At 57.1% G+C, this 26,730-nt stretch carries 29 protein-coding genes; 10 read left to right on the top strand and 19 right to left on the bottom strand.

Annotation, left to right across the window (positions count from 1 at the left end; genetic code table 11):
- Positions 1–40 precede the first annotated feature (40 nt).
- Positions 41–640, top strand: a complete 600-nt coding sequence (locus tag QRN38_RS15410; protein WP_010202718.1) for a DcrB/PsbP domain-containing protein — start codon at positions 41–43, stop codon at positions 638–640.
- A 26-nt stretch (positions 641–666) separates the two neighbouring features.
- On the opposite strand, the gene QRN38_RS15405 is transcribed toward QRN38_RS15410, so the two are convergent.
- Positions 667–1,575: a LysR family transcriptional regulator gene (locus QRN38_RS15405; RefSeq protein WP_057418497.1), complete on the bottom strand. Its 909-nt coding sequence runs from the start codon at positions 1,573–1,575 to the stop codon at positions 667–669.
- A gap of 110 nt (positions 1,576–1,685) precedes the next feature.
- On the opposite strand from QRN38_RS15405, the gene QRN38_RS15400 reads away from it, so the two are divergent.
- Entirely contained in the window at positions 1,686–2,903 is a 1,218-nt protein-coding gene (locus QRN38_RS15400; protein WP_007245697.1) for an MFS transporter, read from the top strand.
- A gap of 296 nt (positions 2,904–3,199) precedes the next feature.
- On the top strand, positions 3,200–4,276 hold the full coding sequence (locus QRN38_RS15395; RefSeq protein WP_057418496.1) for a diguanylate cyclase: 1,077 nt from the start codon (positions 3,200–3,202) through the stop codon (positions 4,274–4,276).
- 4 nt (positions 4,277–4,280) lie between these two features.
- On the opposite strand, the gene QRN38_RS15390 is transcribed toward QRN38_RS15395, so the two are convergent.
- The 5 genes from QRN38_RS15390 to QRN38_RS15370 form a co-directional block, all read right to left on the bottom strand.
- A complete protein-coding gene (locus QRN38_RS15390) occupies positions 4,281–5,153 on the bottom strand; it encodes a hypothetical protein (RefSeq protein ID WP_044392429.1) in 873 nt (290 codons plus the stop codon).
- An 832-nt stretch (positions 5,154–5,985) separates the two neighbouring features.
- Positions 5,986–6,705: a hypothetical protein gene (locus QRN38_RS15385; protein WP_007245701.1), complete on the bottom strand. Its 720-nt coding sequence runs from the start codon at positions 6,703–6,705 to the stop codon at positions 5,986–5,988.
- Positions 6,706–6,893: 188 nt separating this feature from the next.
- Positions 6,894–7,172: a helix-turn-helix domain-containing protein gene (locus QRN38_RS15380; protein ID WP_161797814.1), complete on the bottom strand. Its 279-nt coding sequence runs from the start codon at positions 7,170–7,172 to the stop codon at positions 6,894–6,896.
- Positions 7,173–7,656: 484 nt separating this feature from the next.
- On the bottom strand, positions 7,657–8,973 hold the full coding sequence (locus tag QRN38_RS15375; RefSeq protein ID WP_005767577.1) for an MFS transporter: 1,317 nt from the start codon (positions 8,971–8,973) through the stop codon (positions 7,657–7,659).
- Between the two features lie 174 nt (positions 8,974–9,147).
- On the bottom strand, positions 9,148–11,322 hold the full coding sequence (locus QRN38_RS15370; RefSeq protein ID WP_057418495.1) for a TonB-dependent siderophore receptor: 2,175 nt from the start codon (positions 11,320–11,322) through the stop codon (positions 9,148–9,150).
- Between the two features lie 297 nt (positions 11,323–11,619).
- On the opposite strand from QRN38_RS15370, the gene QRN38_RS15365 reads away from it, so the two are divergent.
- Positions 11,620–11,928, top strand: a complete 309-nt coding sequence (locus tag QRN38_RS15365; protein ID WP_005767572.1) for a PepSY domain-containing protein — start codon at positions 11,620–11,622, stop codon at positions 11,926–11,928.
- Between the two features lie 84 nt (positions 11,929–12,012).
- Here QRN38_RS15365 and QRN38_RS15360 read toward each other — a convergent pair whose 3' ends face one another.
- The 8 genes from QRN38_RS15360 to QRN38_RS15325 form a co-directional block, all read right to left on the bottom strand.
- Positions 12,013–13,176, bottom strand: coding sequence for a PQQ-dependent sugar dehydrogenase (locus tag QRN38_RS15360; protein WP_024667382.1), 1,164 nt, complete (start codon positions 13,174–13,176; stop codon positions 12,013–12,015).
- Positions 13,177–13,247: 71 nt separating this feature from the next.
- Positions 13,248–13,568, bottom strand: a complete 321-nt coding sequence (locus QRN38_RS15355; RefSeq protein ID WP_057418494.1) for a hypothetical protein — start codon at positions 13,566–13,568, stop codon at positions 13,248–13,250.
- A 214-nt stretch (positions 13,569–13,782) separates the two neighbouring features.
- Positions 13,783–14,994 (bottom strand): GAF domain-containing sensor histidine kinase, encoded by a 1,212-nt coding sequence (locus tag QRN38_RS15350; RefSeq protein WP_057418493.1) that lies wholly within the window; start codon positions 14,992–14,994, stop codon positions 13,783–13,785.
- A gap of 133 nt (positions 14,995–15,127) precedes the next feature.
- The gene (locus QRN38_RS15345; protein WP_005767564.1) at positions 15,128–16,303 is read right to left on the bottom strand and encodes a PAS domain-containing sensor histidine kinase; all 1,176 of its coding nucleotides are present in this window, start codon (positions 16,301–16,303) and stop codon (positions 15,128–15,130) included.
- The gene (locus QRN38_RS15340) at positions 16,293–17,114 is read right to left on the bottom strand and encodes an alpha/beta fold hydrolase (RefSeq protein WP_007245707.1); all 822 of its coding nucleotides are present in this window, start codon (positions 17,112–17,114) and stop codon (positions 16,293–16,295) included. Before QRN38_RS15340 ends, QRN38_RS15345 begins: the two co-directional genes overlap by 11 nt.
- Positions 17,115–17,398: 284 nt before the next feature.
- Positions 17,399–17,836: a nucleoside deaminase gene (locus tag QRN38_RS15335; RefSeq protein WP_003382543.1), complete on the bottom strand. Its 438-nt coding sequence runs from the start codon at positions 17,834–17,836 to the stop codon at positions 17,399–17,401.
- 33 nt (positions 17,837–17,869) lie between these two features.
- Positions 17,870–18,370 carry a hypothetical protein gene (locus tag QRN38_RS15330; protein ID WP_005767558.1) on the bottom strand — a complete coding sequence of 167 codons (501 nt, stop codon included), beginning with the start codon at positions 18,368–18,370 and terminating at the stop codon, positions 17,870–17,872.
- Between the two features lie 134 nt (positions 18,371–18,504).
- Positions 18,505–19,518 carry an ABC transporter substrate-binding protein gene (locus QRN38_RS15325; protein WP_057418492.1) on the bottom strand — a complete coding sequence of 338 codons (1,014 nt, stop codon included), beginning with the start codon at positions 19,516–19,518 and terminating at the stop codon, positions 18,505–18,507.
- Between the two features lie 129 nt (positions 19,519–19,647).
- Between QRN38_RS15325 and QRN38_RS15320 the strand changes: the two genes are divergently transcribed.
- Complete coding sequence (locus tag QRN38_RS15320; RefSeq protein ID WP_057418491.1) at positions 19,648–20,058, top strand: GNAT family N-acetyltransferase; 411 nt, start codon at positions 19,648–19,650, stop codon at positions 20,056–20,058.
- A gap of 24 nt (positions 20,059–20,082) precedes the next feature.
- On the opposite strand, the gene def is transcribed toward QRN38_RS15320, so the two are convergent.
- The 3 genes from def to QRN38_RS15305 all read right to left on the bottom strand — a co-directional run bounded on the left by def (position 20,083) and on the right by QRN38_RS15305 (position 22,058).
- The gene (gene def / locus QRN38_RS15315) at positions 20,083–20,622 is read right to left on the bottom strand and encodes a peptide deformylase (protein ID WP_007245711.1); all 540 of its coding nucleotides are present in this window, start codon (positions 20,620–20,622) and stop codon (positions 20,083–20,085) included.
- Between the two features lie 46 nt (positions 20,623–20,668).
- A complete protein-coding gene (locus tag QRN38_RS15310; protein WP_005767549.1) occupies positions 20,669–21,640 on the bottom strand; it encodes a YihY/virulence factor BrkB family protein in 972 nt (323 codons plus the stop codon).
- A 226-nt stretch (positions 21,641–21,866) separates the two neighbouring features.
- Positions 21,867–22,058, bottom strand: coding sequence for a CsbD family protein (locus QRN38_RS15305; RefSeq protein WP_005767547.1), 192 nt, complete (start codon positions 22,056–22,058; stop codon positions 21,867–21,869).
- Between QRN38_RS15305 and QRN38_RS15300 the strand changes: the two genes are divergently transcribed.
- Positions 22,048–22,224, top strand: a complete 177-nt coding sequence (locus QRN38_RS15300) for a hypothetical protein (RefSeq protein ID WP_226992687.1) — start codon at positions 22,048–22,050, stop codon at positions 22,222–22,224. The genes QRN38_RS15305 and QRN38_RS15300 overlap by 11 nt on opposite strands.
- A 77-nt stretch (positions 22,225–22,301) precedes the next feature.
- A complete protein-coding gene (locus QRN38_RS15295) occupies positions 22,302–22,682 on the top strand; it encodes a hypothetical protein (RefSeq protein WP_003382533.1) in 381 nt (126 codons plus the stop codon).
- 68 nt (positions 22,683–22,750) lie between these two features.
- Here QRN38_RS15295 and QRN38_RS15290 read toward each other — a convergent pair whose 3' ends face one another.
- Both QRN38_RS15290 and QRN38_RS15285 read right to left on the bottom strand, forming a co-directional pair.
- Positions 22,751–23,155, bottom strand: a complete 405-nt coding sequence (locus tag QRN38_RS15290; protein WP_005767545.1) for a DUF2177 family protein — start codon at positions 23,153–23,155, stop codon at positions 22,751–22,753.
- A gap of 635 nt (positions 23,156–23,790) precedes the next feature.
- On the bottom strand, positions 23,791–24,627 hold the full coding sequence (locus tag QRN38_RS15285; protein WP_005740539.1) for a CvfB family protein: 837 nt from the start codon (positions 24,625–24,627) through the stop codon (positions 23,791–23,793).
- Positions 24,628–24,933: 306 nt separating this feature from the next.
- Here QRN38_RS15285 and QRN38_RS15280 point away from each other — a divergent pair, with 306 nt between their 5' ends.
- From QRN38_RS15280 to QRN38_RS15270, 3 genes are all read left to right on the top strand, one after another.
- The gene (locus QRN38_RS15280) at positions 24,934–25,122 is read left to right on the top strand and encodes a PFL_1563 family small protein (protein WP_002554403.1); all 189 of its coding nucleotides are present in this window, start codon (positions 24,934–24,936) and stop codon (positions 25,120–25,122) included.
- A gap of 167 nt (positions 25,123–25,289) precedes the next feature.
- The gene (locus tag QRN38_RS15275) at positions 25,290–25,805 is read left to right on the top strand and encodes a hypothetical protein (protein ID WP_057418489.1); all 516 of its coding nucleotides are present in this window, start codon (positions 25,290–25,292) and stop codon (positions 25,803–25,805) included.
- Positions 25,806–25,947: 142 nt separating this feature from the next.
- Positions 25,948–26,676 (top strand): TorF family putative porin, encoded by a 729-nt coding sequence (locus QRN38_RS15270; protein ID WP_003382526.1) that lies wholly within the window; start codon positions 25,948–25,950, stop codon positions 26,674–26,676.
- Positions 26,677–26,730 lie beyond the last annotated feature (54 nt).

Below are 26,730 nucleotides of genomic sequence, written 5' to 3'. Positions count from 1 at the left end.
GCAAGTGCCTCGCTCCATTAACAGTCAAAAAGGAATTTCCATGCGGTCTTTCGGTTTCAAGGCAATAGCGGTGTGTGTCGCGCTGGCTGCCAGCCAGGTTGCAATCAACGTACAAGCGGCCACCAAGGTCGAGGCTGCTGCACCTGTAAAGGCGCCAGTGCCTGCTGCGCAGAAGGTTTCGTTGTTGGGCGGCAAACTGGCGTTTACCGTGCCTGCGGGCTATGTGCAGGGTGAAATGCCAGAAGTAGACGCGAAGGCAAAAGCTCAGGGCGTATACGGAAAGATGTACACCAATGCTACGGAAAAACGCGTGCTCATTGTCACGGAAACAACGCTGCCCATGAGCGTTGAGGCTAGCGATAACGATTCGGCCATGCTCGACGGCATAGCGGCTGGCATCGTTGACCATCAGAGCGCTGGCTACAAGGACTTCAAAAAACTGAGCGAACGCAAGATCGTCAAGAAAAACGGCCTAGGTGTGCGCCAAGTAGACAGTTCAGCCACGATGAGTGACGCGAAGGTGCTGACCACGTCGATCATTGCCGCATCGGGTACTCGCGCAGCTGTTTTGAACGTGGTGTCCAACGCGAAAAATCCGAAAGAGCAGGCAGCACTGGTGAAAACAGTCATCGGTGAGTGATGCGAGACGCAGCCTGCTAACCCGATTCAATCCACCCGTAACACGCCGGACAACCGCTCAACCAGAGCCTGCACCTTGGGCAATGACTCGCGGTTGCGCGGCCAGGCCAGGTGCAGGGCCAGGCCTTCGGTGGCGAGCTGTGGAAGAATCTCCACCAGCTCGCCACGCTGCAACTGATCCTTGATCAACCAGGTCGCCAGTTGGGCAATGCCCCATGCCGATGTCACCGCAGCGACCTGGGCTTCACCATTGCCGATCACCAGCCGTGCCTCGATCGCGCGCGCCTCTTGCTGCCCCTGTTCATCGACAAATAGCCACGGGCTGGTGCTGCCATCGCCTCGGCCAAACAGAATACAGGCGTGACGGGCAAGGTCCTCGAACGTCGTCGGTGTGCCATGCCGTTGCAGATAAGCCGGCGCCGCGCAGAAGATCACCCGTTCAGTGCCCAGGTAACGGTGCGCCACGCCTGCTGGCCAGATGAGCGGGCCGCCGATGCGCACGGCGAGATCGATGCCCTCCTCGAGAATATCGACGAACCGGTCGGTGAACGTCACCCGCGGACGCAATTTGTGATGCTGCCCGGTAAAGTCGAGAATCAATGGCAACACATGCAGGCGGCCAAACGTGGCAGGCAGGTCGATGCGTAACTGCCCGGCTGGCTCGGAACGCTGAGCGGCAAGTGCGGTTTCAGCGGCCTCAAGTTCGGCCAGCATGCGCGTGCACACCGCGTGATAAGCCACACCCTCCTCGGTCAGCGCCAGGCTGCGCGTGGTGCGCTCGAACAGGCGCATGCCCAAGCGGCTCTCCAGGCGCGAAACACTTTTGCTAACCGCCGAATTGGTCAGGCTCAGACGTTCGGCGGCTGCGGTAAAACTGCCTGCGCTGGCAACGGCGACGAAGGTTTCGATGCCTTTCAAACGATCGGTAGACAGCACCTTGAGTTCCCATTGATGAATCTGATTCCATAATGTACGGAATATTTGCCAAAGATAGGAATCGATTTCTGCAATAAGCTTGCGGACATATTTTTTAACAGGTTTGTATCATGCCGTCTCTGGAAACTGCCGCCTCTGGCACCACGAGCGAAAGCTCGACCGGTGCTGGTTTGTCCATCGCGATTCTGGCGCTGGCCGGCTTCGTGATTGTCACCACTGAATTTCTCATCATCGGGCTGTTGCCATCACTGGCCCGCGATCTGGGAATCTCCATCTCAACGGCCGGCTTGCTGGTCACACTGTTCGCCTTCACGGTGATGCTCTTCGGCCCGCCGCTGACCGCCATGCTTTCGCACCTGGACCGTAAACGCACCTTTATCGTCATCCTGCTGATCTTCGCGGCATCCAATGCGCTGGCAGCGGTGTCGAGCAATGTCTGGATACTCGCACTGGCACGATTCATCCCGGCACTGGCATTGCCAGTGTTCTGGGGCACCGCCAGCGAAACCGCAAGCTTGCTGGCCGGGCCCAAACGCGCGGGCAAAGCCGTTGCGCAGGTGTACCTCGGCATCTCTGCCGCAATGCTGTTCGGTATTCCGCTGGGCACTCTGTTTGCTGACGCAGTGGGCTGGCGCGGCGCCTTCTGGGCGCTGACTGTCCTGTCTGCCTTGATGGCCCTGCTACTGGCGCTGTCGATGCCACGTCTGGAACCTACCGCCAAGGTCGGCCTCGCCGAGCAAGCGAAAATCCTGCGTGACCCGCTTTTTCTGGCCAACCTGCTGCTGTCCATTCTGCTGTTCACGGCGATGTTTGGTGCTTACACCTACCTTGCAGATACGCTGGAGCGCATCGCCGGTATCGAGTCGGCTCAGACAGGCTGGTGGCTAATGGGCTTCGGTGCGGTCGGCCTGATCGGCAACGCACTGGGTGGTCGTTACGTAGATCGCAGCCCACTGGGCTCGACCATGGTCTTCGCGCTGCTGCTGGCGCTGGGCATGACGGCGAGCGTACCGGCAGCAGGCTCGCTGCCACTGCTGGCGGTGGTGCTCGTGGTATGGGGGATTGCCCATACGGCGTTGTTCCCGATCTGTCAGATCCGGGTGATGAAAGCCGCACCTCAGGCTCAGGCCCTGGCCGGCACCTTGAACGTGTCGGCGGCCAATGCCGGAATCGGGCTGGGCTCGATTATCGGCGGCCTTACCATCGAGCATCTGGGCCTGAACGCAGTGGGGTATGTCGCCGCCATCGTGGCATTGCTGGCTATCGCCGTCGCATGGATGACCAGCGTTCAGCAAGGCCGGATTGAGAAACACAACGTCTGCGCGTAATGTTGCCCCGCCCTTCTGAATGTTCCGAACAGTATGTCTGTCAACACGCAGACACACTGTTCGGTTATTCCGCTTGAATCGCCCTGTAAGTATCGTCATATTTTTGAACAGCGTTCCAGGCTGGTTCTGTCAGTTAATTGACTTTGAAACAGCCATGCCTCTGCAATATGTAGCTATTTGACATCCCCCAGCAAAATATTCTTCCCATGGCACTGGTGAACGCTCAAACTCCTGCCTTTCGGTCAAGTGACGATGTTTTCTGACCGATTCAGAATAGTCATGTCTGGTGAGAAACCATGAGCACACATCACCGTAGGGGGCTGGCGTTCGCAAAGCGAATTTACGCCCCGAGAGCACTCGGTGTCAGTGTTGGTTTTATTACTGTCGCTGTGTCCTTGTATTACATGAATGCCGCGCACTGGCTTTGGTCACTGGCGCTGCTCAATTCATTGACATGGCCTCATATTGCTTACCAGATCGCGAAAAAGTCACGCCAACCCTACCTGGCTGAATGGCGCAACATACTGTTCGATTCGCTGATGGGCGGGTTCTGGATTGGCGCAATGGGGTTCAGTGCCATTCCAAGCGTCACGGTAATAGCCATGATGGCCATGCACAACATGGCGGCTGCAGGCCCGCGCCTTATGCTGCAAGGCTTTGGCGCCCAGGCACTGGGTGTGCTGATCTCGCTGGCGGTGCTCAACCCCGTCGTCAACCTGAACGGCAACATGACGCAGATCTATGCCTGCCTGCCCGTTCTGGTGATCTACCCCATCTTCATTGGCTGGATGAACCATCAAGTCACGCTCAAGCTCTGGGAACATCGCAACATCCTGCGCAAGCTCAGCCGCACCGACAGCCTGACCGGCCTGCTCAATCATGGCGCCTGGAAGGACCTGCTTGATCTTGAGTTCGCCAAGAGCCAGAACCAGCATCAGGAATGCGTGATTGCGCTGATCGATATTGATCACTTTAAGATCATCAACGACACCTACGGCCACCTCATGGGCGATACGGTGCTGCAGAACATCAGTGAAGCACTGATCGAAAACCTGCGCGATTCCGACCTGATCGGACGCTGTGGCGGCGATGAGTTCTGTGTGATTCTGCCCAACACCAGCCTGCTCCAGGCACGGGAAATCCTTGAACGCATGCGCCTGGCGATCGACGAACTGACCTATTCACTGCATTGCGACCTCAAGGCCAGCCTCAGCGTCGGCATCGCCGCCTACTCACCTGAACTGCCCGATGCCTCATCATGGCTGCATGAAGCTGACAAGGCCCTGTACCTCGCCAAAAGCACCGGCCGCAACCGCGTGGTCAGCGCCGAAGATGCCGCCCCGGAAAGCCAGATCGCCAGCGCCGGCATCTGAGCGGTCAACGTTTGTTCTTGAACAGCACATCGAACAGGGACGAGAAATTCTCCACGCCCATCGCTTTCATGAACGACTTGCGTATGTCATCGCGCAGGCTTTCCAGGGTGATTTCTTTTGGCTTTGTGGTTTTGGGGGGCGCAGGGGTGGTTTCGCGAATATCGCCTTCGCCAAGGGTGTACTTTTCCTTCGACAGGGTTCTTATGTAGTCACCTTTCTGACTTTTATACACAGCGAAATCAGGCCCCAGTTGTTGGCTCTTGTCTCCCGTCGTTGAAAACTGACTGATGACCTTCTCCATGAATTCAAAGTGGTTGTGACCGAGAGCGCCGAAATCTTTGTCCGTGATGAAACGAACAAAGCCCTGATCCAATCGTGTGCTTTTCAAAGCGTCTCCATTAATAATACGCTTAGCCGTCTCCGCATTTTTATCTGTAAAACTGTAAGAAACTTTATGCCCTTCCAGGTCATACGTTTTGCCTTGGTTATGACGAGCCCAGATCCTTCCGTCGTCTTTCTCCCTGTACGATGCCAGCCCGAACGCCAGGTCATCGACATAGGAAAGATCAGCACCCTGATCTCTCGCAAACTCATAAATATCACCAAGAAGCCTCCGATCATCCCGCGTCAAAAAGGATGCTTCAGGCATGGATGTTCCACACTCGGCCTTTCCAAGCAACGGGGCAGAACGATTGGGGTCTGTGAGCCCGAAAACTCTTTGTTTGAGAAGAGCCTCACCACTGATCGTTACTGAAGAGTCCTGAGGGTTTGTTCGGATGGACGAATCAGCAAAAGTGGAGGTTGTTTTCAACGCTATTTTTTCATCAAGTTGCCGTGCCGCTATCAGCGCCTCTATGCCAGAGCTTATCACTCGCATGATGGTGACTCCTGATATATGGAATCCCTGACGGTTATCGTCAGGGATTGACAATCAATACGTTAAATGAAAGGTGACCGTTTCTGGCCCCAGCGGTTTACTCTGCCAAGGTCCACTTTCAGCGTTGTGTCGGATGATTACATCAGAGGCGTAGCTGAAACCAAGATTATTAAAGGATTCAGAGCTTCCTGGAGTACCTGGAATAATAGTTATACATTCAGCATCGTGAACACCGCGTAGTCGAAAGCAAATATTGGCGCGCTCACCAACACTTTGCGGGAATGATGTCGCTGTCCATGAGACTTTTCGTAATCGGGAGTTATTAGCGGCTCCGCGGGGGTAATCAGACAACTTCAGTTGATGCCTAGAGAAAGCATTATGGCCAGGCCCATTGATAGTCGTGGGGGTTCTAGTGGTTGTCACCGAATAATCCACAGCCTGACTGGCCGCCGATGCAAACAATAAAATTACAGGGAGTAGTCTCTTCATGTATTTTAGTCCAAACATTGCTAATTCAAGTTGAGTTTTCAAAAAATCGCATCATTGACGATTTTAAAATTCTATACTGCTCGTAATTCACTGGGATCAAATAAACATCTCCAAAAACCTTAATCACTCATTAAAAATTTTTTCTTAGAAAAAACAGCTAGTCACTCCCATCCAAACTCCAGCCAGGAAGCCACCCAGGAAAAGTACTGAAATACCAAAACTAAAAAAATCCGCCAAAACTTTTATAAAACTAAAATAAACGTAAAACACGTGAATACTTTTCTGGGATTTATTAAACCTTACGAACTTCATACCATACAAAACACTTCGGCAGAACACACCCTCAATCAATCGAAAACTCAAACGAAGACAGATTCTCAAGAAGCCACTCAGGCGTGTGCACTTCCAGCAGTGCACTAATGGGTTGTTCCATTATCAGTTTGCCGTACAGGGCTTCTTCCTGCTCCAGGTGCGCGTATTGAACGCTGCGGTAGTTGAGTGGGTAGATGCTCTTTTCGATAGGCAACAGCCTGTCGAAGTGTTCCAGCAGCCCGTGAAAGACGATGCGCCGTTCCACGGTATTTCGTGTCGTGGCAATCAGTTTGCTGAAATACTCGCTGTCGTGTCGTCGCAGGGCTTCACTGGCCGCGTAACGCTCGACCAGGGTGTGCAGCGACAGGTCATCGAACATGATGCAGCACAGGTCTTCACGCAGTTTGCCTTTGAAGGGGTTATCGACCTCTGGCCGGCGGCCGTGCAAGCCCAGTGCGAACTGCACGGCGCGCTCGGCCAGCCATTGACGCTTGCGCCCCTCGAGCTGGGCAAGGTCCTCGAACAAGGGCGACTGACGACCCTGCGAGCGGATCTGTCGTATCAGTTTCATGAACAGCCCGGAGGGGCCGGATAACTTCGCCTGTTGCTCGGCAAGTTGCGCCATCGAAAACGCGGACTGGCGGGTTGCCAGGTGATGAAAATCTGTTGTCAGATTCATGCCCGGCCGACGCGGATCGAGCCGCAATGACTGATCGGATCCTGACGCCCCCCGAAGAAAACAAACCGTCATGAATATTGCTCCTTTTTATTGTTTGCAGTGTGGTGTACGGACAGGTGTTTAGACTGTCTTTTTTGGCGACCAGGTAATTGGGTGCCTGAAGAGCAGCCACAGCCCAACCTGTTCGATTGCTTGCTCAACTGCACCAGCCCAGCAACGCTGATGGCACTTTTATAAAATATGTTTTGTGACAAGACACATTATGTAGGCGCTGGCTCGCCGCACAATCCGACAGATGTAGGGGGTCGGGTATTTTTTTCTGGCAGTAACAGAGAAACGCATCGCGCCATCAGCTCGGCACGAGTCTTTACCTGATTTTTTCTGAGCAATGAAGACACGTGATCACGCACGGTATAGTCGCTGATACTGAGCTGCCTGGCGATTTCCTTGTTCGTGCAGCCCTGCAACAACAGGCCAAGAACGTCCTGCTCTCTAATGGTCACCCACATGATATTCCCTCTTGCTATTATCTTGCACACAGACAAATTTGTAGGATGATTCTTACATTCGTCTTCCATGACTTCATGACCTAAAGAGTAAATCGGCACCGAGATCATTTTATTTAGCCTTGTTTTTTTCATTAACCCCGACACACAACCCAAAGCCCTGAAAGAACTGTTACACCTGTAAGAAAATTCGTACCACCGACTTAATATTAAAGAAAACTCCTACAGAAAATAAGGAACGATTACAGTTTTATAGTTATCTAGATCGTGACTGACCCACCAGCTCAAACGCTCCGCGCAGGAACGTTTAGAAAAGCAAACTAATACAAGATGCAATTGATATAGACAGGCGCAAGATAGACTCGGGCAAACAGAATTACAATCAGTTGTTACAATTGAAATGGCGTTACTACAGGAACTTTCCCGATAACGCCCGACTGACGCCGCCCACTGAGGTGAGCGGCGAGTGCGTAAAATTAAATGATTGGATGCGTACCACGGAAACCCGGCGGGTGGTTTATCCAGCCCGGCGTGTGGCGACGTCATCCACCACCACGCCCCGGCGCAGACCGAATACCGCAGCGGTCGTCAGGCCCACGGTGCCCATGATCAGGCTGTAAAGCACACAGACCCAGATATTCCAGGGCATCAGCGCGATCAGCAGCAGCGGAGTGGTACTGGCCCAGAAAGCGTAGGCGATATTGTAGGTCAATGAGATGCCTGACACGCGGATGCTCGCCGGGAACAGTCCGACCATCACCGAAGGCACCACGCCGACGATCCCGCAGGCCAGCCCGGCAATGGCGTAGGCGATGCCAAGCGGCAGCGACTGCTGGATGAGGCTGGTGTAAAGCACGCCGATGCCCAAGGGCAACAGCAGGCTGTAGAACATAACCCCGCGCCAGGCACCGATACGGTCAACCAGCAGCCCCGCCAGCACGCAGCCGATATTGAGAAAAACGATCCCCAAAGCGCTGAGGGCGAAGGTATGGCTAGCGCTGATGCCAAAACGCTGCTGCATGACGGTCGGGGTGATCACCACCAGCACAACCACTGCTGAGGTCAGCACAAAGGTCAGCAACACCGCAGGCAACAGAGACTGGCGGTGTTCGCGCAGCACCTTGCCCAGCGGCAGTGCCGGCAGGTTTTCACGCTGGGCGTGCATGGCGATGAACACCGGCGTCTCGTTCAGCCAGCGGCGCAGCCAGACACCCACCACGCCGAACACGCCGCCGAGCAGGAACGGTATGCGCCATGCCCAGTCGAGAATTTCCGCCGGGCTGAACGCCCTCGCCAGCCATGTTGCGGTCAGCGCGCCGAGCAGATAGCCGAACGTCAGGCCCGCCTGCAGCACCCCCAGTGCGTAACCACGATGCCCCTTGGGTGCGTGTTCTGCCACGAACACCCAGGCGCTGGGCACTTCGCCACCGACCGCAGCGCCTTGCAGAATGCGTAATACCAACAGCACCAATGGCGCCCAGTAGCCTATCTGGGCATAGGTGGGCATGATCCCGATCAGCAGACAGGGCAGCGCCATCATCAGGATGCTGAGGCTGAATACTTTTTTGCGGCCCAGCCGGTCGGCGAAGTGCGCCATCAGAATCCCGCCCAGTGGACGGGCGAGATAGCCCGTCACGAAGATCCCGAAGCTTTGCAGCAGGCGTAACCACTCAGGCATGTCCGGAGGAAAAAACAGCTGGCTGAGGGTCAACGCAAAGAAGACGAAGATGATGAAGTCGTAGATTTCCAGCGCCCCACCCAGCGCCGCAAGGCTCAGGGTCTTGTAATCGGCTTTGCTGAAAGGTTGAGGAGCAGGGTGTACGTTGGCCGTCATGATGCCCCCGAAACATGGCAGAAAAGAGCGCCCGGCACTCGCAGGGCGCGAAGAATAGCAAAGCGTGCCAGCGCATGCGCTGCAATGTCTGGTGCAGCCCGCCTGGCTTGACACTGATCCGACGTGCAACGCGCTGAAGCGGGCCTCACGCGTTGCAACCGTCGGCCCGCTGACTTAGAAGTTGACCGATGCAGACAACCTTGCCGTTCGCGGGGCGCCCATGAACAGGTAATCATCGCCCAGGTATTCCCCGGCGTCGCGCCAGTAGCGTTTGTCGAACAGGTTATCAACGGTCAGGCGCAGCACGGTGTCATACCCGCCCACTTTGGTGCTGTAGCGGCTGCCGAGGTTGAACAGCGCGTAGTCGTTGACCTGTACCAAGCCTGTGCGGTCGGCATATTTGCTGGCGCTGTACTGCATACCGCCAAGCAGGGCCAGGCCGCGAATCGGCAGGCTGTAATCGGCTTGCAGCGTAGCGCGGTATTTGGGCACGTTGAGCGCCTGATGGTCTTCATAGGCCTCGGTGCCGCTGCCTTCGACCCGCGCACGAATAGCGGCCGCACTGACCGATATCTGCAGGCGGTCGGTAAGCCAGCCGCTCGCGCCCAGTTCAAGCCCGGTGTTCTTCTGTTCGCCCTGCTGAACGTAGGTAAAGGTGCCGTCATCGTTGGGCCTGGAATACTGGTAGGCCTGACGGGCCTGAAACAGCGCCGCGGTCAGACTCATGCGTTGCCAGTCGTACTTGATGCCCGCCTCAAGTTGCCGCGATACGGTCGGTGCGAGAATTTCGCTGGCGTTGGTGGTGAACCAGGCGGCTGTCCCGCCCAGCGAGAGGCCCTTGCTGTAGCTGGTGTACAACGAAATGTTGTCCAGCGGCTTGTAAATCAGCGCCGCCTGCGGCAGAAACACGTAACGTTCGGTGTGCCGCGCATCGCTGCCGTCCTCGTTGAAGGCCCGTTCATCAAGCCGGACCTCACGCCCGCCCAGCACCGCCTGCCAACGGTCGTTGAAGCTGATACGGTCGCTGACAAACAGCCCGTACTGGCGGCTGTCCAGACGGCGCTCAGTGTGCGTCAGTGGCAGGCTGGACGGCGCGACCGGCTCAGGCGATTCATTGATGTTGCCCGAGCCCACAAACTCGTTGAAGGTGCCGCGCGTGTCTACGGTGCGCCGGTAGGCGCTGGTGCCGAAGGTCAGTTGATGCTCGAGAGCCCCGGTCGCGAAGGTGCCAGACATCGCCGCCTCGACCTCATCGTTGCGACGCGTGTCGTCGGGGCTGCGGAAGTCATAGATGTCATACCCCCCCTCGGCGCTGAAATGGTTGGGCACAGCTTCTGTTGCGCAACTGGCCGAACCATAGCAGCCCCACGCAAAGGCGCTGTAGTCATCGATGACCACCCGGCTGCGCGATGCACTGAGGCTGCCCTTCCAGCTGTCAGTGAACCGGTATTCGAAGCGCCCGCTCATGTTCAGCGATTCGATACCCACCGGATTGGACCAGTTCTGATAGCCCAGCAGTTTGCGCGGCGAGGCATCGTGGGGCAGCGTTGTACCGCCCAGCAGTTGATAACCGGGCACCGAGCGCTGCTCTTTGTTCTGGTACTCGACGTCCAGTTGCAGCAGGGCCCGCTCGCTGATGTTCCAGTCGAACGCCAGCGATGCAAAATCGCGCTGACCGTCGGCATGCTCGACATAGGAACGAATGTCTTCGTGAGCCAGGTTGGCGCGCAGACCGAATTGCTGCTCGCTGCCGAACCAGCCGCCGACGTCGGTGGCAATGTAGCGCTCACCGTGCTCGTTGCTGGACACCGTGACCGACCGGACGTCCTGCGCGCGTTTGGTCTGATAGTTGATGACGCCACCCGGCTCGGAAACGCCGCTCTGCAGGCCAGACAAGCCTTTAAGCAGCTCGACCTGTTGCTTGTTTTCCAGCGCCACGTTCTGCTCGCCGGCGATGCTGCGGCCGTTGATGCGATAGCTGTTGGCCGCATTCAACGAGAAGCCGCGCACCACAAAGTTTTCGTAATAGCCCACCGGCGCATAGCCCTCGCCCACCGAGGCATCGTTGCGCAGCACGTCACTCAGCAGCTTTGCCTGACGGTCCTTGATCAGCGCTTCGCTGAACACCGACACCGAAGCGGGCGTGTCGAGCAACAAAGCCTGATCGAGCCCATAAATCGATGCACGGCCAGCTCTATAGTCGCTGGCGCTTTCCTGCTCGCTGAACCCGGTTACGTTGACCGCATCCAGATTGAGCGGCTCTGCGGCCAGCAGCGGCGAGGCGACCGCCATCCCCAGGGGCAGCAATCGCCAGGCGTGATGCATGGCAGGTCGGTATGGCGTACTCATCGATCAGACTCCGCAGGGACAGGCGCCTGGACAGACGCGATGCACCTTCCGGCAGGGGGCAACCTTGTACGTTCACTGCCGGTTTTTTTCAACCTCTACGTGACGCTTCGGTATAAACGAAGGGTTCTGGAAAACTTTACTTACGAAGCAGACGGCAGGCAGCGAAGCAAAACTGTTGCAGGCTGGAATAATTAAGCGTGAATTAAGTAAGCGCAGCTAATCTGACGCCAACAAAACGGCTGAACCAATCAGCGTTTGACGACTCCATTAAAACAGATCAATCAGAAGGAACACCTTATGAAACTTATGCCTGCCCTCTTCGCTGCTGTTGCCCTCACTGCTGCTGCCGGTGCTGCCCAAGCCGATATTGGTCCCGATGAAGTAGTTCGCCTGCACAAGGCGGGCACAGTAGGTGACTTCGAACAGTTCAACAAACAGGCTCTGGCTGCACACCCCGGCTTCACGATCCACGATACCGAGCTGGACAAGACCGTTACTGGCCAACTCGTTTATCAGATCGAGCTGAAAGGTCCTAATCGCGTTGAATGGAACTACGACGTTGACGCCAAGACCGGCAAAGTGGTGCGTGACGCGCAAGATCATTAATCCGGCAGCCTGACCTACCTGTAACACTTATAAGAAAATTCCCACGTACTTGTGGGAATTTTCGTTTCAAGCATTTGACACTTATTAATTAGCCAGCCCGACTTTCAATACACTTCCCTTGTCGTCATCGGTCAACAGGTACACATAACCATCCGGTCCCTGACGCACATCGCGTATCCGCTGTTTCATGTCTTTCAACAGTCGTTCTTCATGAACGATCTTGTCACCCTCGAACTTCAGCCTGATCAGTTCTTCAGTCGCCAGTGCACCGATGAACAGACTGTGATCCCATGCCTTGAACAGGCTGTGGTCATAGAACGCCATCCCGCTGATGCCCGGTGACACTTCCCAGACGTGGAACGGTATTTTGAAGCCTTCGACAAACGTGCCCTTGGCTTCAGGAATCGGTTCGCCCGAATAATTGATGCCGTGGGTCGCGATTGGCCAGCCGTAGTTCTGACCGCGTTCGATAATGTTCAACTCGTCGCCGCCTTTGGGCCCGTGCTCGTTGGTCCACAATGTGCCAGTCCATGGGTTGAGCGCTGCGCCCTGCTGGTTGCGATGGCCGTAAGACCAGATCTCTGGCCGGACGTTTTTCTGACCGACAAAAGGGTTGTCTTTCGGCACGCTGCCGTCCGGGTAGATACGCACAACCTTGCCTTGCAGCTTGTCCAGGTCCTGCGCGGTCGGGCGATCATTGTTCTCGCCCAGTGCGATAAACAGGTAACCATCGCGATCAAAGACCATTCGCGAGCCGAAGTGATTGCCGACCGACAGTTTTGGCTGCTGGCGGAAGATCACCTCAAAGTCTTCCAGACGGGTCATGTCTCTGGATAGACGGCCACGCCCCGCTGCCGTACCGGCAGTATCACCCTCGGCGGCGGTCTTGCCGCTGCCTTCGGAGTAGGTCAGATACACCATTCGGTCCTTGGCGAAGTCTGGCGACAGCACGACGTCAAGCAGGCCACCTTGCTTGCGCGCCCAGACTTCAGGCACGCCGGAAAGCGGCTTGGACAGCTTGCCATCCGCCGACACGATGCGCAGGTTGCCGGAACGCTCGGTCACCAGCATGCCCTGTTTGTCAGGCAAAAACGCCAGCCCCCAAGGATGGTCTAGCCCTTCAGCCACCGAACTGACAGTCAATGTGCCCAGCTCGCTTTTGTACTGCTCGGTAGCGGCGCTCGCCGTCATCGGCAGGCTCAGAATGGCCGCTGTACACCATGTCGCGATCAGGGTTTTTTTAAGCATGGGCGTTTCCTTATGCATTGAGTCGACGTCCCGTCAGTCAACGGGCTCGTTGGGTTGAAAATGTTGAACATTCAGTTGGCGCGTTTGGGGTCTGTGGTCGGTATAGACGGTCGCGGCGAGGTCTGACGCGTCGGGTAACCGTTACCGATACCGCCGTTCTCCAGCGTAGGCTTGCGCACGGGTGGCGCAATGTTGGGGCCAGGAGCGCGCGGCACGCTCGATTCGGTGCCCTGACGGCTGTTGGGGTTGGAACGCTTGATCGGGCTGTTGTAGGGGTTGCTGCTGGCACCGTTATTGAGGGTGCTGTTCGGCAGGGTCTGTGCCTGAATGGCACTGACTCCCGACAACGCAACGAGCGCGCCTGTAATAAGATTGCGCATAAAACTGTTCATCACATACCTCTTGGTACAGGTGAAGGCTCCGGGTAACGATGGAGACCCAGGCCTTTGATGGCAATCGAGGCTTCAGGTTCGACCCGACACTGACGATGAGCAAGTAAAGCGATGCGCAAGTTTGTAACAAGGATGGTCAAAGCCCGATACGCTGGAGAACGAGATGCGGGCCGTGGTCTTGTTTCTGCAGGGGCCTGAAGTGGCCGCTATGCGGTCACAGGTCTTCGGCGTGCGGGCAGGTGCTGCTCGGCTTCAGCGGCATGCTGAAGGTGAACACGGTGCCACCTTCCTGCGTCGAGCACACGTCAAGCTTGCCGCCGTGAGCCTGCGCTATCTCGCTGGCGATATACAAACCCAGCCCCAGCCCGGCCTGCGGCTCGTTAGTGATCGGCCGTGAGTACGGCAGAAACAGCTGCGAACGCATTGACTCGGGGATCGGCTCACCCTGATTGGCAACGCTGAGCACAAACCTGTCGCCGAGCACCCCGGCAGCTACCTCGACCGAGCTGTCAGAGGCGCCGTGGGTGATCGCGTTGGAGACCAGATTGGACAGCAGTTGCGCGATCCGCTCATGGTCACAGCGAATGAGCTCCAGCGCCCCGATATTCGACCGAATCAGTCGGGAGGGGTGCACACGCTGTATCTCAGACACCACATGCTCAAGCGTTTTGTCCAGGCCATGGGCGTCGTGAATGCTCAACGGAATGCCATGCCCCATACGACCACGGGCGAAATCAAGCACGTCATCGACCAGTTGCGAGGCACGCTGGCCCGACGTCAGGATGTGCTGAGCGACCTGCAACGTCTTGTCATCCAGCGGGCGGCGCAGTAACAGCTCGGCACTCGCATTGATGGCAAACAGCGGATTGCGCAGGTCATGCCCCAGAACGGCGATGAATTGATCACGCAGCTCAGCCACTTCGCGCTCGGCCAGAAGATCGGCCTGCACACGCTGCATGTTCTCCTCGGCCTCGATCTGCAGCGCCAGAAGGCGCGCGAACGACACCATCATCGCCTCGATAGGCGTGCCGGTCAGCTTGGCGGGCTTGGGATCGAGCGCACAGATGGTGCCGAAAAAACTGCCATCGGTGAGAAAAATGGGTATCGATATGTAGCTCTGGAAGTTGTAGCGACGCGGTGTGTGATGCGCGCAGAACAGCTCGTCCTCAGCGACATGGTCGATCACCACCGGCTTATGAGAGGCACGTATCTCGTGGCAGATCGTACTGATCAGCTCCAGCTCACCACCAGGCTTCAAACCAAAACCGAGGTTGTCCAGGACGGCGCAGGCCGTCCAGGAGTCTTCGGTGACGCGCGCCACTGCCGCGAAACCCAGGCCGGTGGATTCGGTAATGACTTGCAGAATCGCCGGCACCGCGCTGATCCGGCTGATTGTGGCTACATCATTTGAAATGGATTGCCGCATGTAGGACCTGTTTTAGCCTGGAGGTGATGGCGCAGGACGACATTCTACGTGCTTGATGCTATTTGTGCGCTCGGGATCGGCCTCTTTGAAGATTACCTCACCGGGCACAACTGCCGTTGCAGAAGGCGTCCAGTCATACAACCGGACGCGGAAAGGCGACTGTGAAGGTTGTGCCCGCGTCGGTCGAAGAACTAACCGTTATCTCGCCCAGGTGTGCCCGAATAATCTCGCGGACGATGAACAGACCCAGACCGACGGTTCTGGTTTCATCGCTGTCGCTGACCACATGCATCACGGGCTCGTAGAGATCGTCGACTTTTTCCAGCGGTATCGGCTCGCCGAAATTGTGCACCGACAACTTGATCAGGTAAGTCTCGAACGATGAGGTAATCAGAATATCGCTGCCATCTTCGCCATAATTGACAGCGTTGCTGACCAGATTACCGAGCACCTGCAACAGACGATCAGGGTCAGCCGAGCACGCGCCCTGCCCCTCGCTGCGATGAACCAACACACGGTGGGGGAACACCTGACGCAGCTCCTCCACACCTCGGGCGACAACCGCGTGCAGGTCGATAAGCTGAGGGACCACGGTGATGCCGCTGCCGACGCGGGCATGGGTGAAGTCCAGCAGATCGACAATCATGCGCTCGGCACGGTCGGTGGAATGATGGATATGCCCCAGAATGCGCTCCTGCCGCGACTCGAGCTTGGTACGCTCCAGCAGCCCGGCAGCCATCTTGATCGCCGCCAGCGGATTGCGCAGGTCGTGACTGACAATACCGATCATCTGTTCGGCAAAAATCGCTCGTATTTCTGCCTCGGCGTGGGCCAGACGCAGGCGGTTGCGTGCCGAGGTCAGCTCGCTCTGAACCGTCATCTGATGCTGCAGCAGCTCTTCGGCCAGCTTGCGTGCGGCCAGCAATTCACGTTCGTACTTGTTGCGTTCCTCGGCCAGAAACACTGCCACCTCGTGCAGAAACCCTGACGGGTACTCACGGCGTATGGCGTTGAGCATCATGGGCACCGAGCGGCCATCGGCGTGGATCAGCTCGACTTTGACTTCGGCAATCGATCCCTGGGTCTGCAACAGCGGTGCCCAATGGGTTTGCAGAAAGACTTTGCCTGCCAGATTCAACAGGTCCTGGAAGCGTCGGCCGATCACCGCCTCGCGCTCCAGCCCCAGCCAGCGGCAGAAGGTCAGATTGGCACGTTCTATCGTGCCATTGGGCAACGTCACCAGCAGGCCGCAGGCTGCATGTTCGTACAGCTCGCCTGTTGCCGGCAGACTCTCCTGCTCAAGCAGCATGATCAGGGCTCTCGTAAGGTGCCAGAAACAGATTCATGGCCGTAATACACTCTTGCGGCGCACTCATGTGCGGGTAATGCCCGACGTTGTCGATCATGTGCAAGGCGCTGTCGGCGATCACATGGTGTAGATACTCGCCGACCTGCACTGGCACGACCAGATCGTCGCTGCTTTGCAAAATGAGCGTCCTGCTGTTGAATCGCGCAACATCGGCACGATGGTCGGAGAGGAACGTCACGCGAGCAAACTGCTTGGCGATTTCGGCATTGGTGCGACAAAAACTGCTGGCGAGTTCTTCGCTCAGTTCCGGCCGGTCGCCAGCCCCCATCAACGTCGGCGCCATGGTGCTGGCCCAGCCCAGGTAATTGCTTTCCAGGGTTTCCAGCAGCGAGTCCACGTCAGCGCGGGTAAACCCGCCCAGGTAATCGCCGTCGTTGAGGTAGTGAGGCGAAGGACCGACCATGATGTGGCTGTCGAACCGGCCTGGCGACTGAAGCTCGGCGAGCACGGCGATCATGCAACTGACCGAGTGACCGATGTGCACCACCGGCCCGGTTCCGGCGAACTCGTCGGCCAGTTCCAGCAAGTCAGTGGCGTAGCCCTTGAGCGAGGCGTATTTGTGCGGGTACCAGGCCGACACATCGGAGTTGCCACTGCCCACCAGGTCAAAGAGCACAACCTTGAAGCGCTCGGCAAAGTGAGGCGCCATAAAACGCCACATGTGCTGATCGCAGCCAAATCCATGAGCAAAAATCAGAGTGGCCGGTCCATCGCCCATGATGTTGACGTTATTGCGCTGTTGGACCGACATATCGGGCTCCGAAAATAGCCACGCCACCGGCTTGGTGTGCATGCAGTCATGATGATGAGAGGAGATTATCACCGTTAAAGGCACACTAGTGGCACAAACAGAATTTTAGGGCCGGAGTTTGAAGAAGATTAATGACCGTTGCGGTTGTCACGGTCAAGAATACTTCCGGGTGCCGCAACAGAGGTGTGACGCAGAGTGTCACCAAAGGCGTGCCAACGCAGGTTGAACCGCCCCGCACAAGTTGGCACAAGAGCTGGCCTGATCCATGTCTAGCGACCAGCGCCTTACTCGCCGATGTCTTCGTTCCACAGTTCGGGCTTGTCGGCGATGAAGCCTTGCATCATGTGCTTGCAGCGCTCGTTATCGAGCACCTCGATCTGCACACCGCGCGAGCGCAACAGTTCTTCCTCACCCATGAATGACTGGTTTTCGCCAACGATTACTTTGCGAATGCCGTAAAGCAAAATTGCGCCACTGCACATCGCGCAAGGGGACAGCGTGGTGTAGAGCACCGCTTCACGGTACACGCTGGCGGGTTGACGACCGGCGTTCTCCAGTGCGTCCATCTCGCCATGTCGTGTGGCACTGCCCTCTTGCACCCGGCGGTTATGGCCCCGGCCGATGATCTTGCCTGCGTGAACGATGACCGAGCCGATGGGGATTCCGCCTTCATCCAGCCCCAGTTGCGCCTCATCGATTGCAGCCTGCATGAATGCGTCCATGTTTGTGCCTCATCTCTTCAGAAAATAAATCGATCAACGCTGCAACGCCGCCTGGGCATTGCCGAGCGCTCTGCTTACGAATTGTCCCAGCAGTTCCGAGGAACGGGCTTTCATGTCGGCACTGACCTGAGTGTTTCTGACCCGGAATCTGCTCGCCAGCGACGGCGAGTCATTGCCTTCATTGAGCAAGCGCAACTCTTCGGCAGTGAAGGAGCGTGCATACGCTGCAGCCAGATTACGATCCCACTGGGTCTGATAATCAGGCTGCAAACGCTGTAATTCCCTTTGCACCAGTTCCTGCGCTTCGGTCTTGCCGACTGCCTGCACAATACTGGCAAATGTCACCGTGCGCGAGGCACCCTGATAGCCCAGCCAGGCCAAACCTTCACCGAGCTTTCGCTGCTCCACCAGCGCCAGCGCCGTGTCATCGACCTCCTCGGCGCCTGCCGGGTGCATGGAGTCCACACACAGGCAGGCGATCAACGCCAGACCGGCCTGCCACGCTTTGCGCGAGCCATGAATGTGATCAGTCATGGCTCCTCCTGAGCATGAATCGACTGAACCTTGAGCCTAACAGTTTGGCAAGCCATGACCACCTGACAGGTCGCATACCGGTCATTGATGACGCTATCAGCTATGCCAGATCTGTCATCATCCAACAGCCTCGGTCAAAGGGCTGCACTGACCCGACTGGCAACATCGGCAGGCAACCAGGTTTTCCAGACGTCAGGGTTCTGCTTGAGGAACCTGGTGGCAGCGACCTTGGGATCTTCATGCTTCTTGCTCATGTCACTGAGCGTCTGGTTGAGCAGGCCGATCGGGAAATCGACCTGTTTGAAGACACTCACCAGTTCCGGGTACTGCTTGCTGAATTCTGCGGACACACCAATGGACAAGGTCGCGGCCAGCGAGGACGTGCCCCGCGGATTGGAGTTACTGGCGTCGGTCAGGGTTTTCCAGGCTTCAGCGTCGAAGGCTGGCTCTTGCAGCTTGATGAACTTATAAGTGCCCAACAGCGGTGTTGGCGACCAGTAGTAAAACAGCACCGGCTTGCCAAGGCGGATGGCTGCTGCCACCTCGGCATCCAGCGCTGCCCCCGAACCTGTGCGAAAGTTGACGAAGCTGTCGTTGAGGCCATAAGCCTTGAGCTTTTGCGTATTGACGATCTCTGAGGTCCAGCCGCTCGGGCTGTTGAGGAAGCGGCCTTTTTCAGGCGACTCCGGGTCTTTGAAGACATCCTTGTAGCGTGCCAGATCCTCAACCGTCTTCAACTCGGGCGCCATCGGCTTGATGCCTTTGGCGGCATCACCCTTGATCACATACTCAGGCACCCACCAGCCTTCGTCTGCGTGCTTGACGATATCGCCCAGCCCCAACACCTTGCCTTCGGCCTCGGCCTTGACCCACACCGGGCTGCGTCCGGCCCACTCTTCGGCAATCACCTGGATGTCGTTCTTTGCCAGAGCGGTTTCCAGGCTGACGGTGCTGCCGGGCAAGGTGTCGGTCGGGTAGCCATAGCCCTTCTCGACGATGGTGCGCAGCACTTCGGTGATCAGGCTGCCGCTTTCCCAGGTCAGTGCGCCAAACTGGATCGGCCTGGCTTTTTCAGCAGACATCGCAGGCGCACTGGCCAGTCCCAGCGCCAGCAGTGAACAGCTCAGCAGTCGTATCAGTAATCTCATGCTCACCTCGAATGGCGCGGGAAAAATCGTCTCTGAAACTATCGACATCAGCGCGCTACGATTAGTTGTAACGACGTGGGCCTCTGTATGATGCGAACCCTTATATCCGCGCCGTCGAGCCCGCTTGCGATGCCCGAAATCCAGTTTTGCCTGTTACCCGATGCCTGCCGCCCGCTGCTGGGCAAGTTCTATCGCGAACACCAGTCGTCAATGCGCGCAGCCAGCAAAGGACAGGCCTGGGTTGCGAAGCAGGAAGAAATCATCGGTGCCTTGTGTCTTACGCCCGTGGCGGACGGTTACTGGCTGACCGGGCTGTTCGTGGCGCCACCGTTACGTGGCAAAGCAGTCGCGCAACGTTTGATCGACGCCGCACTGCTGCCCCTGTCAGGCCCGGTCTGGTTGTTTTGCCATCCCGACCTGCAAGGTTTTTATCGACTGGCAGGGTTTGAAACGGCGCAGCGTCTACCGCAGGCGCTGGGCGAACGATTGATGCGTTACAGCCGCAGCAAACCTTTGGTGGCGCTGCATCGGGAAGCCTAGCGGGTTTGCGCAGCGCACGAGCGATCATTCATCCGCATTGGGGTCCATGTCCGGAAACATCACGTCCATGAAGCCGAATTTGCTGAAATCAGTAATGCGCGACGGGTACAGCCGACCGATCAGATGATCGCATTCATGCTGGACAACCCGCGCGTGAAAACCGTGAGCGATGCGTTCGATCGGCTGACCGTCCGGGTCAAAACCTTCATAACGGATGCTCTGATAACGGTCCACCATGCCACGTAACCCTGGCACCGACAAACAGCCTTCCCAGCCCTCTTCAACGCCAGGATGCAATGGGGTAATCAACGGGTTGAGGAGGATGGTCTGGGGGACGGCTTCGGCCTGGGGATAACGCTCGCTGCGTTCAAAACCGAAAATCACCAACTGCAGATCAATGCCGATCTGCGGTGCCGCCAGGCCCACTCCGCCCACGCTGTGCATGGTCTCGAACATGTCGGCAATCAGCGTCTCAAGCTCACTGCTGCCGAACATTTCTGCGGGAACCGGCGGGGCGATGCGCAACAAGCGCTCATCGCCCATCTTCAGGATGTTACGGATCATGGCTGCCTGCCCTTCGGGTAAAACGCGATCTTGCCACAGATAGTGATCAGGTTTCGTCAGCCTTCGGCAATGGCACTGAATGATCGCGGCCCAGGCCGGAAACGTGCTGCTTGCCGCCCGCTTCGTTCTGCTCGTCACCCAGACCGTCGCCCGGTTCTTTCTCGCCTGCTTCCTTGCCTTCTGCGGACATGTGCTCGATCACCGCATTCATTTCCGCCCCCAGCAACAGCACGGCAGCGGAAATATAAAAGTACAGCAACAGCACAATGATCGCACCAATGCTGCCGTACATGGCGTTGTAGTCCGCAAACGTCTTGACGTAGAAGCCGAATGCCAGCGAGGCGACAATCCACACCACCACGGCCAGCACCGAGCCGGGCGTGATGAAACGAAACTCTTGTTTCACGTCAGGCATCACGTAGTAGATCAACGCCACAGCGACCATCAATAGCAGGATGATTGCCGGCCAGCGCAGGATGGTCCACAACGTGACAATAAAGTCTTCCATGCCGATCTGCGCCGCGATCCAGTTCATCACCTGCGGGCCGAGCACCATGAATGCCGCTGCTGCGAGCAACATGCCGGCAATACCGACGGTGTAGAGAATCGACAGCGGAAAGCGTTTCCAGATAGGGCGTCCTTCAACCACATCATAGGCAGCGTTCATGGCGCTCATCATCAGGCGCACACCCGCCGAAGCGGTCCACAAAGCGATCACGATACCGATCGACAGCAAGCCGCCCTTGGATTGCTGCAACTGGTCAATGACCGGGTTGACCTGCTCCAAGGCCTGCGGGGGCAGGACCAACTCGGATTGCAGGCGCAGCCACGAGAAAAAGTCAGGCAGGTGCAGAAAACCGATCAAGGCGATCAGAAACAGCAGAAACGGGAACAACGAAAACAGCATCTGGTAAGCCAGTGCCGAAGCGTAGGTGGACATCTCGTCGTCAAGAAACTCATTGACGGTGCGCAACAGCACTTTGCTGACTCGCAGTTGACGCAAATGGGGGAAAATCATGGCGCTTCCTCTCGCTCCCTAACTGGAACACCTTACATCCTGAAGACCGGTATTTCCTGCACCACACGCCAAGCTGTTCAAAGCGACATGCAAACACCGATGGCACATTGACTGGGCAGGTCGTGAAAGGTTTCAGTCTCGCAGAGCAGAAAGCATAACGGCCATCCTGGGATGACCGTTATCGGCGTGGCGTATTCCCGGCCTGAATGTGCCGGGAACCGTCGATTCACACCTTGTCGACGCCTTTCTTGACGGCGTCTTTCACTTCACCTTTAGCCTGCTGGCCTTCGCCTTTGAGCTCTTGCGCCTTGCCTTCAGCCTGCAACTTAGTGTTATCGGTAGCCTTGCCAACAGCCTGCTTGACGTTGCCCACTGCTTCGTTGGCCATGCCTTTGACTTTATCGCTGGTGCTGCTCATCGAAAATCTCCTGGGTCTGAAGACCGCGCTGGAATCGGATGTCGTACTCGACAAAATGATTGACCTGCCTCGATTGCGAAGAGTTTCAAGTATTTTTGAGCCTCGTGATGCCGCCCGTCCGCTGGCCGCCGAAGCGGCATTTCAATCGCTCGCGGCGAGTTTGTGACGGACTTTGTGCGAGAATGCGCCGCACAGGTGTCCGGCACTGCCGACAGGCTGAACAATCCGATTCTCAGGAACGCTATGAAACTCGATAAAAAACTGGCCATCGCACGCAGAAACCAGGAGCTGGGCGGCGCAGTGCTCGGCGTCAACAACACACACTTCGCAGTGCTCGACCCCAAACGCAACATCTGGTGGTTCGACCTGCCGGTTCCGCGCCTGCAAGTAGGCCAGTACGAGTGGTTGCACCTGCTGCTGCACACGCCCCAGACCGACCAGTTGCTGCACTTGAAAGTGACCACTGTGTTCATGCGTGACCACATGGAAGGCCTTGAGGTACGCAACGCAGACAAGCGCAAACCGACGGTCAGCCTGGAGTTGAGCGCCGACAAGGACTCGTTCCTCAAGGACATGCGCCCCAAGGGCAGCACGCTGGGTTTTGCCGGCTTCTTGCAGAACTGACCTGATGTTGTGACGGTTGCCCGTGGAAGTCGCCGGTCAGCGACTTTCATTGTGCAGGCAGTTTTCCTCTAACCGCCGAAGCGTCGAACGGCCAGATACCCTGCCGTGCCGGCCAGTGCCGACACCACCGTGCCCCACGCGAGATCTACCAGCGCCAGTTGCGCAGGCCAGCCCTGCAACGTCGCCCAGTTGGTCAGGTCGTAGGTGCCGTAGGCAACCAGCCCCAGCAGACCACTGAACAGGGTCGCGCGGCTCAAGCGCTGCTCCCTGACGGCTGGCATCACGCCGAACACCACCACACCCGCGCCGTAGAGCAGATAAAACGCAATCGCAGGGCCCAATACGGGTGTGGCCAGCATCAGCGGCCCGAGCCATTCTCGGTAGGTCGGCCCCATGAGTACGCCCAGCCATAAGCCGTCGAGGATCAGAAACGCCAGCAGCGTGCCGATGTAAGCCGTCAGTATTTTTTTCATGGGGCGCCCCTTGGTCAGATTCCGGGCTCGGAAAGGCCCGCATGAGGGTATGACCCGCAGTGTTCGCCAGAATGCGGGCGGTTTGGGGTACATTTTTGCAGAAACCGCTAATGGGGCTTTCAAGAGGGGTGTGAAGGGGTGGGTGATGGCAGGCTTCTGCCTGGAGGGCGTGGGAGCTTTCGGAGGTTACGGCGGCTGCGAAGCGGCCCTGAAACCGATGCATACGGTTATACCTGACGTACCGTATGTTTCCCGTTCCCACTCCGCGTGGTAATGCATTTCGTGACGCTCTGCGTCACACAGCTCTGCGATTCAGTGAGATTTCGGCTCGACTTGAGGCACCTTTTCGCCCCTCGGCGAGTTACTTTGAAGGATCAAAGTAACCAAAATCCCGGCTCCGTTTCCGGCCCGACTTCGTCGGGTTCCTTCGTCCTGTCACTTACGTCGCACTCTGCGTCGCCAGTGATACCGCGATAAAAAAGCGCTTTCGTTTATGTGCAGTGAGTACGGGCAAGGCATGCCGTTGTGTTGCTGCACAGATGTGACGCAGAGCATCGGCACAAGAATCAGTCAGGTTTCTGTATAACCCTGAGCGCGCAGCCGCGGCGCTCAGCTATCCAGGACTGGGCGATGTATCAGACCAGGTCGATGCGGTCAGCGTGAATCACGATCTGACCCTGTTTGTACAACGCACCGATGGCTTTCTTGAAGTTGCCTTTGCTGACGCCGAACAAGCCGCTGATGACTTGCGGGTCGCTCTTGTCGCTGACGGGCAAGGTGCCGTTGTTCTCGCGCAGTTTGGAGAGGATTTTTGTGTTAAGGCTGCTGGCCGCTTCTGCGCCCACCGGCTGTAGGCTCAGGCTGATATTGCCGTCGCTACGAATTTCCTTGATGTAGCCTTTTTCCTGCTTGCCGGCGCGCATGAACTTGAACACTTCGTTCTTGTGAATCAGGCCCCAGTGCTTGTTGTTGATGATCGCCTTGAAGCCCATGTCGGTCGCTTCAGCCACCAGCAGGTCGACTTCCTGGCCCACGCTGTAGTTGGCAGGCGTCTTGTCCAGATAGCGATCCAGACGTGCAGTGGCGGTGATGCGGCGTGTGTGTTTGTCGAGATAGACGTGAACCACGCAGTACTCGCCAGCCTGCAGGGTGCGCTTCTCTTCGGAGTAAGGCAGCAGCAGGTCCTTGGGCAGGCCCCAGTCCAGGAACACGCCGATGCTGTTGACTTCAACCACCTTGAGGCTGGCAAACTCGCCGACCTGCACCTTGGGTTTCTCAGTGGTGGCGATCAGCTTGTCTTCGCTGTCCAGGTAGATGAACACATTGAGCCAGTCTTCATCTTCGGTCGGCACATCCTTGGGGATGTACCGATTGGGCAGCAGGATTTCGCCATCCTGCGCTCCGTCCAGGTACAGACCGAAGTTAGTGTGCTTGACGATTTGCAAGCTGTTGTAGCGCCCGATTAAAGCCATTTCCAGATACCCTCATTACGTGGGCGGCATTCTACCCGAGTTTCTGTCCGGGTTCGCGTTGCGTGGTAACCGGCATCAACACGGCTTCCATTCGTCAGGTTCCTCGCCCCTGACAAATCACCCGGCGCTGTGAGCTCGGGTACTCGATAACTTAAAATCCCCTTTAAAACAAAGAGTTGAATTTTTTCAGCGTCACGAGCAGAACTGTCAGCCGCGCACGCCTGCCTCGAGCGGATGCCATATTTGCCAAGCAACAATCAAGCATTTCCTGTATTCTGGCTGGCCGTATTACGTTTATGAAGGTAAATGGCAGCCATGCGTATCAAAGCATCCCACTCGAAAGCCAAACCCGCCCCAGCCGTTGAAACGAGCGACTCGATCAACGCGCAAATCGCGGCTTTCCTGAAATCCGGCGGCGAAATCCAGCAAATTGCCAAAGGCGTGAGTGGCCAGACCTTCGCACCGTCCAAGCAGATCAATCTCGGTAAAAAGTAAAACCGCGTTTTGCCTGTCGATCTCTATGCGCCTTGACCCTCAAGGCGCTAGATTGACCATCCTTCGCTGGATATTCTTCCGGCCACGCTGCTACTCTCTCCTCTGATATCACTATGACCACGAGCTGGATCACGCTCTGGACGCTATCTCCTTTGTGGAATGCTCGAATGAAGAACTGGATGCTTTTCGGCGCACTTGTCTACCTTGGCGGCTGCGCATCGCATCATTGCGAAAACGGTCCCAACGGCAGCCAGCTTGCCGACGGCTCCTGCCGGGCCGAGCATTTGCTGTACCAGAACGACATGCTCCAGGCCAAGTTGCTGATCAGCGAAGACAACCGCGAGAACTACGAGCTGGCCGAAGCCATACTGCGCCGTGCCGGCCTTGACGATGCTTCGGGTGAGGCCGAGTTCTACGAGGCCGTTCTGCTGATTCGTCAGCAGGCGGATCAGGACCGGGTCATACACTTGCTGCAGACCGCCGCAAAGAACAAGCACCCCTTGGCCATCGCCCTGCTCTCTCAGCAACTGAGCATCAGCGACCCGAAACTGTCTCAGCATTATCAGGCCGAGTACGCCGAACTGGACGTCGCCAAGAGCGGTTATCCGTCGTTCACACAGGCGCTGGTGGTGATTCGAGGGTTGGTCATTCCGCCCGCGCAGACCACCGCTGCCACTCAATAATCGGCAAATCGATGAACGGTCTGTTTAAAGACGATTTCGCCGGTATCCTTGCAGGGCTCTAGCACGCGGCTTGTGTCTGGCTCCTGAGCCATTTTCGATACGCCATTCCTGACCACACTCCTCGCAAATCAAGGAGTGAGCCATGCTCAGCCATCGCTTACACGCGTTGTTTATCGGCGCCCTGTTTGTCTGTCAGTCCGTCTCTGCCCAGGTTCTGGAGCGGGACCTGGGTGCTTTCGACCTGAAGCTCGCCACCACGCCCACGCGCAGCATGGCACAAGGCTTGGTAACACCCAGCGGCGGCTCGGGTTCTTTTCATGGCGGGCTGGACCTGACCCACGAGAGCGGCTTCTACTTCGGCCAATGGGCGCCGAACATGGGCTTCGCTTCCGACACGGGAATGGAGCTGGATTCCTACATGGGCTTCAAGAAGCCGTTCGACAGCACCCTCGGTTACGAGCTGGGGATGATTCGCTACAGCTACCCGGACACCAGCCAGATCGACAGCCACGAATTCTATGCCGGGCTGCGAATGCAAAGCAGCCGCATTGGTGCTGCGTTCAGCAACGATGTGGGCACGCGTGACAGCACGGTGTTTGTCGATCTGGGGGCCATCGAACAATTGGGCGTCGGGGTGCGCATGCAGTACGCCAACCACCAGTTCGACACCCCGCAATCTTCCGCTGACGGCGGTTTGATCAACGGCTTCAACGACTGGTCACTGAACCTGTCACGCCCTTGGCTGGGCATCGACATGAACCTCATCTACAGCGGTTCAAGCCTGAGCGGCGGCGATTGCAGCGTCTACAGCGGCCACAACGCACGCTGTGAAGGGACGTTCACGCTCAAGGCCGTGCGTTCGTTTTTTTAACCCTCTAACTGGGTTGAACTGCTAGCCATTACACTCCTCTACTGCACGTCAGTA

The sequence above is a fragment of the Pseudomonas sp. CFBP2511 genome, assembly GCF_030209255.1.
Classification (GTDB): domain Bacteria; phylum Pseudomonadota; class Gammaproteobacteria; order Pseudomonadales; family Pseudomonadaceae; genus Aquipseudomonas; species Aquipseudomonas avellanae.
Note: the sequence above shows the minus strand (reverse complement) of the source record. Positions and strands in the feature narration are given on the sequence as shown.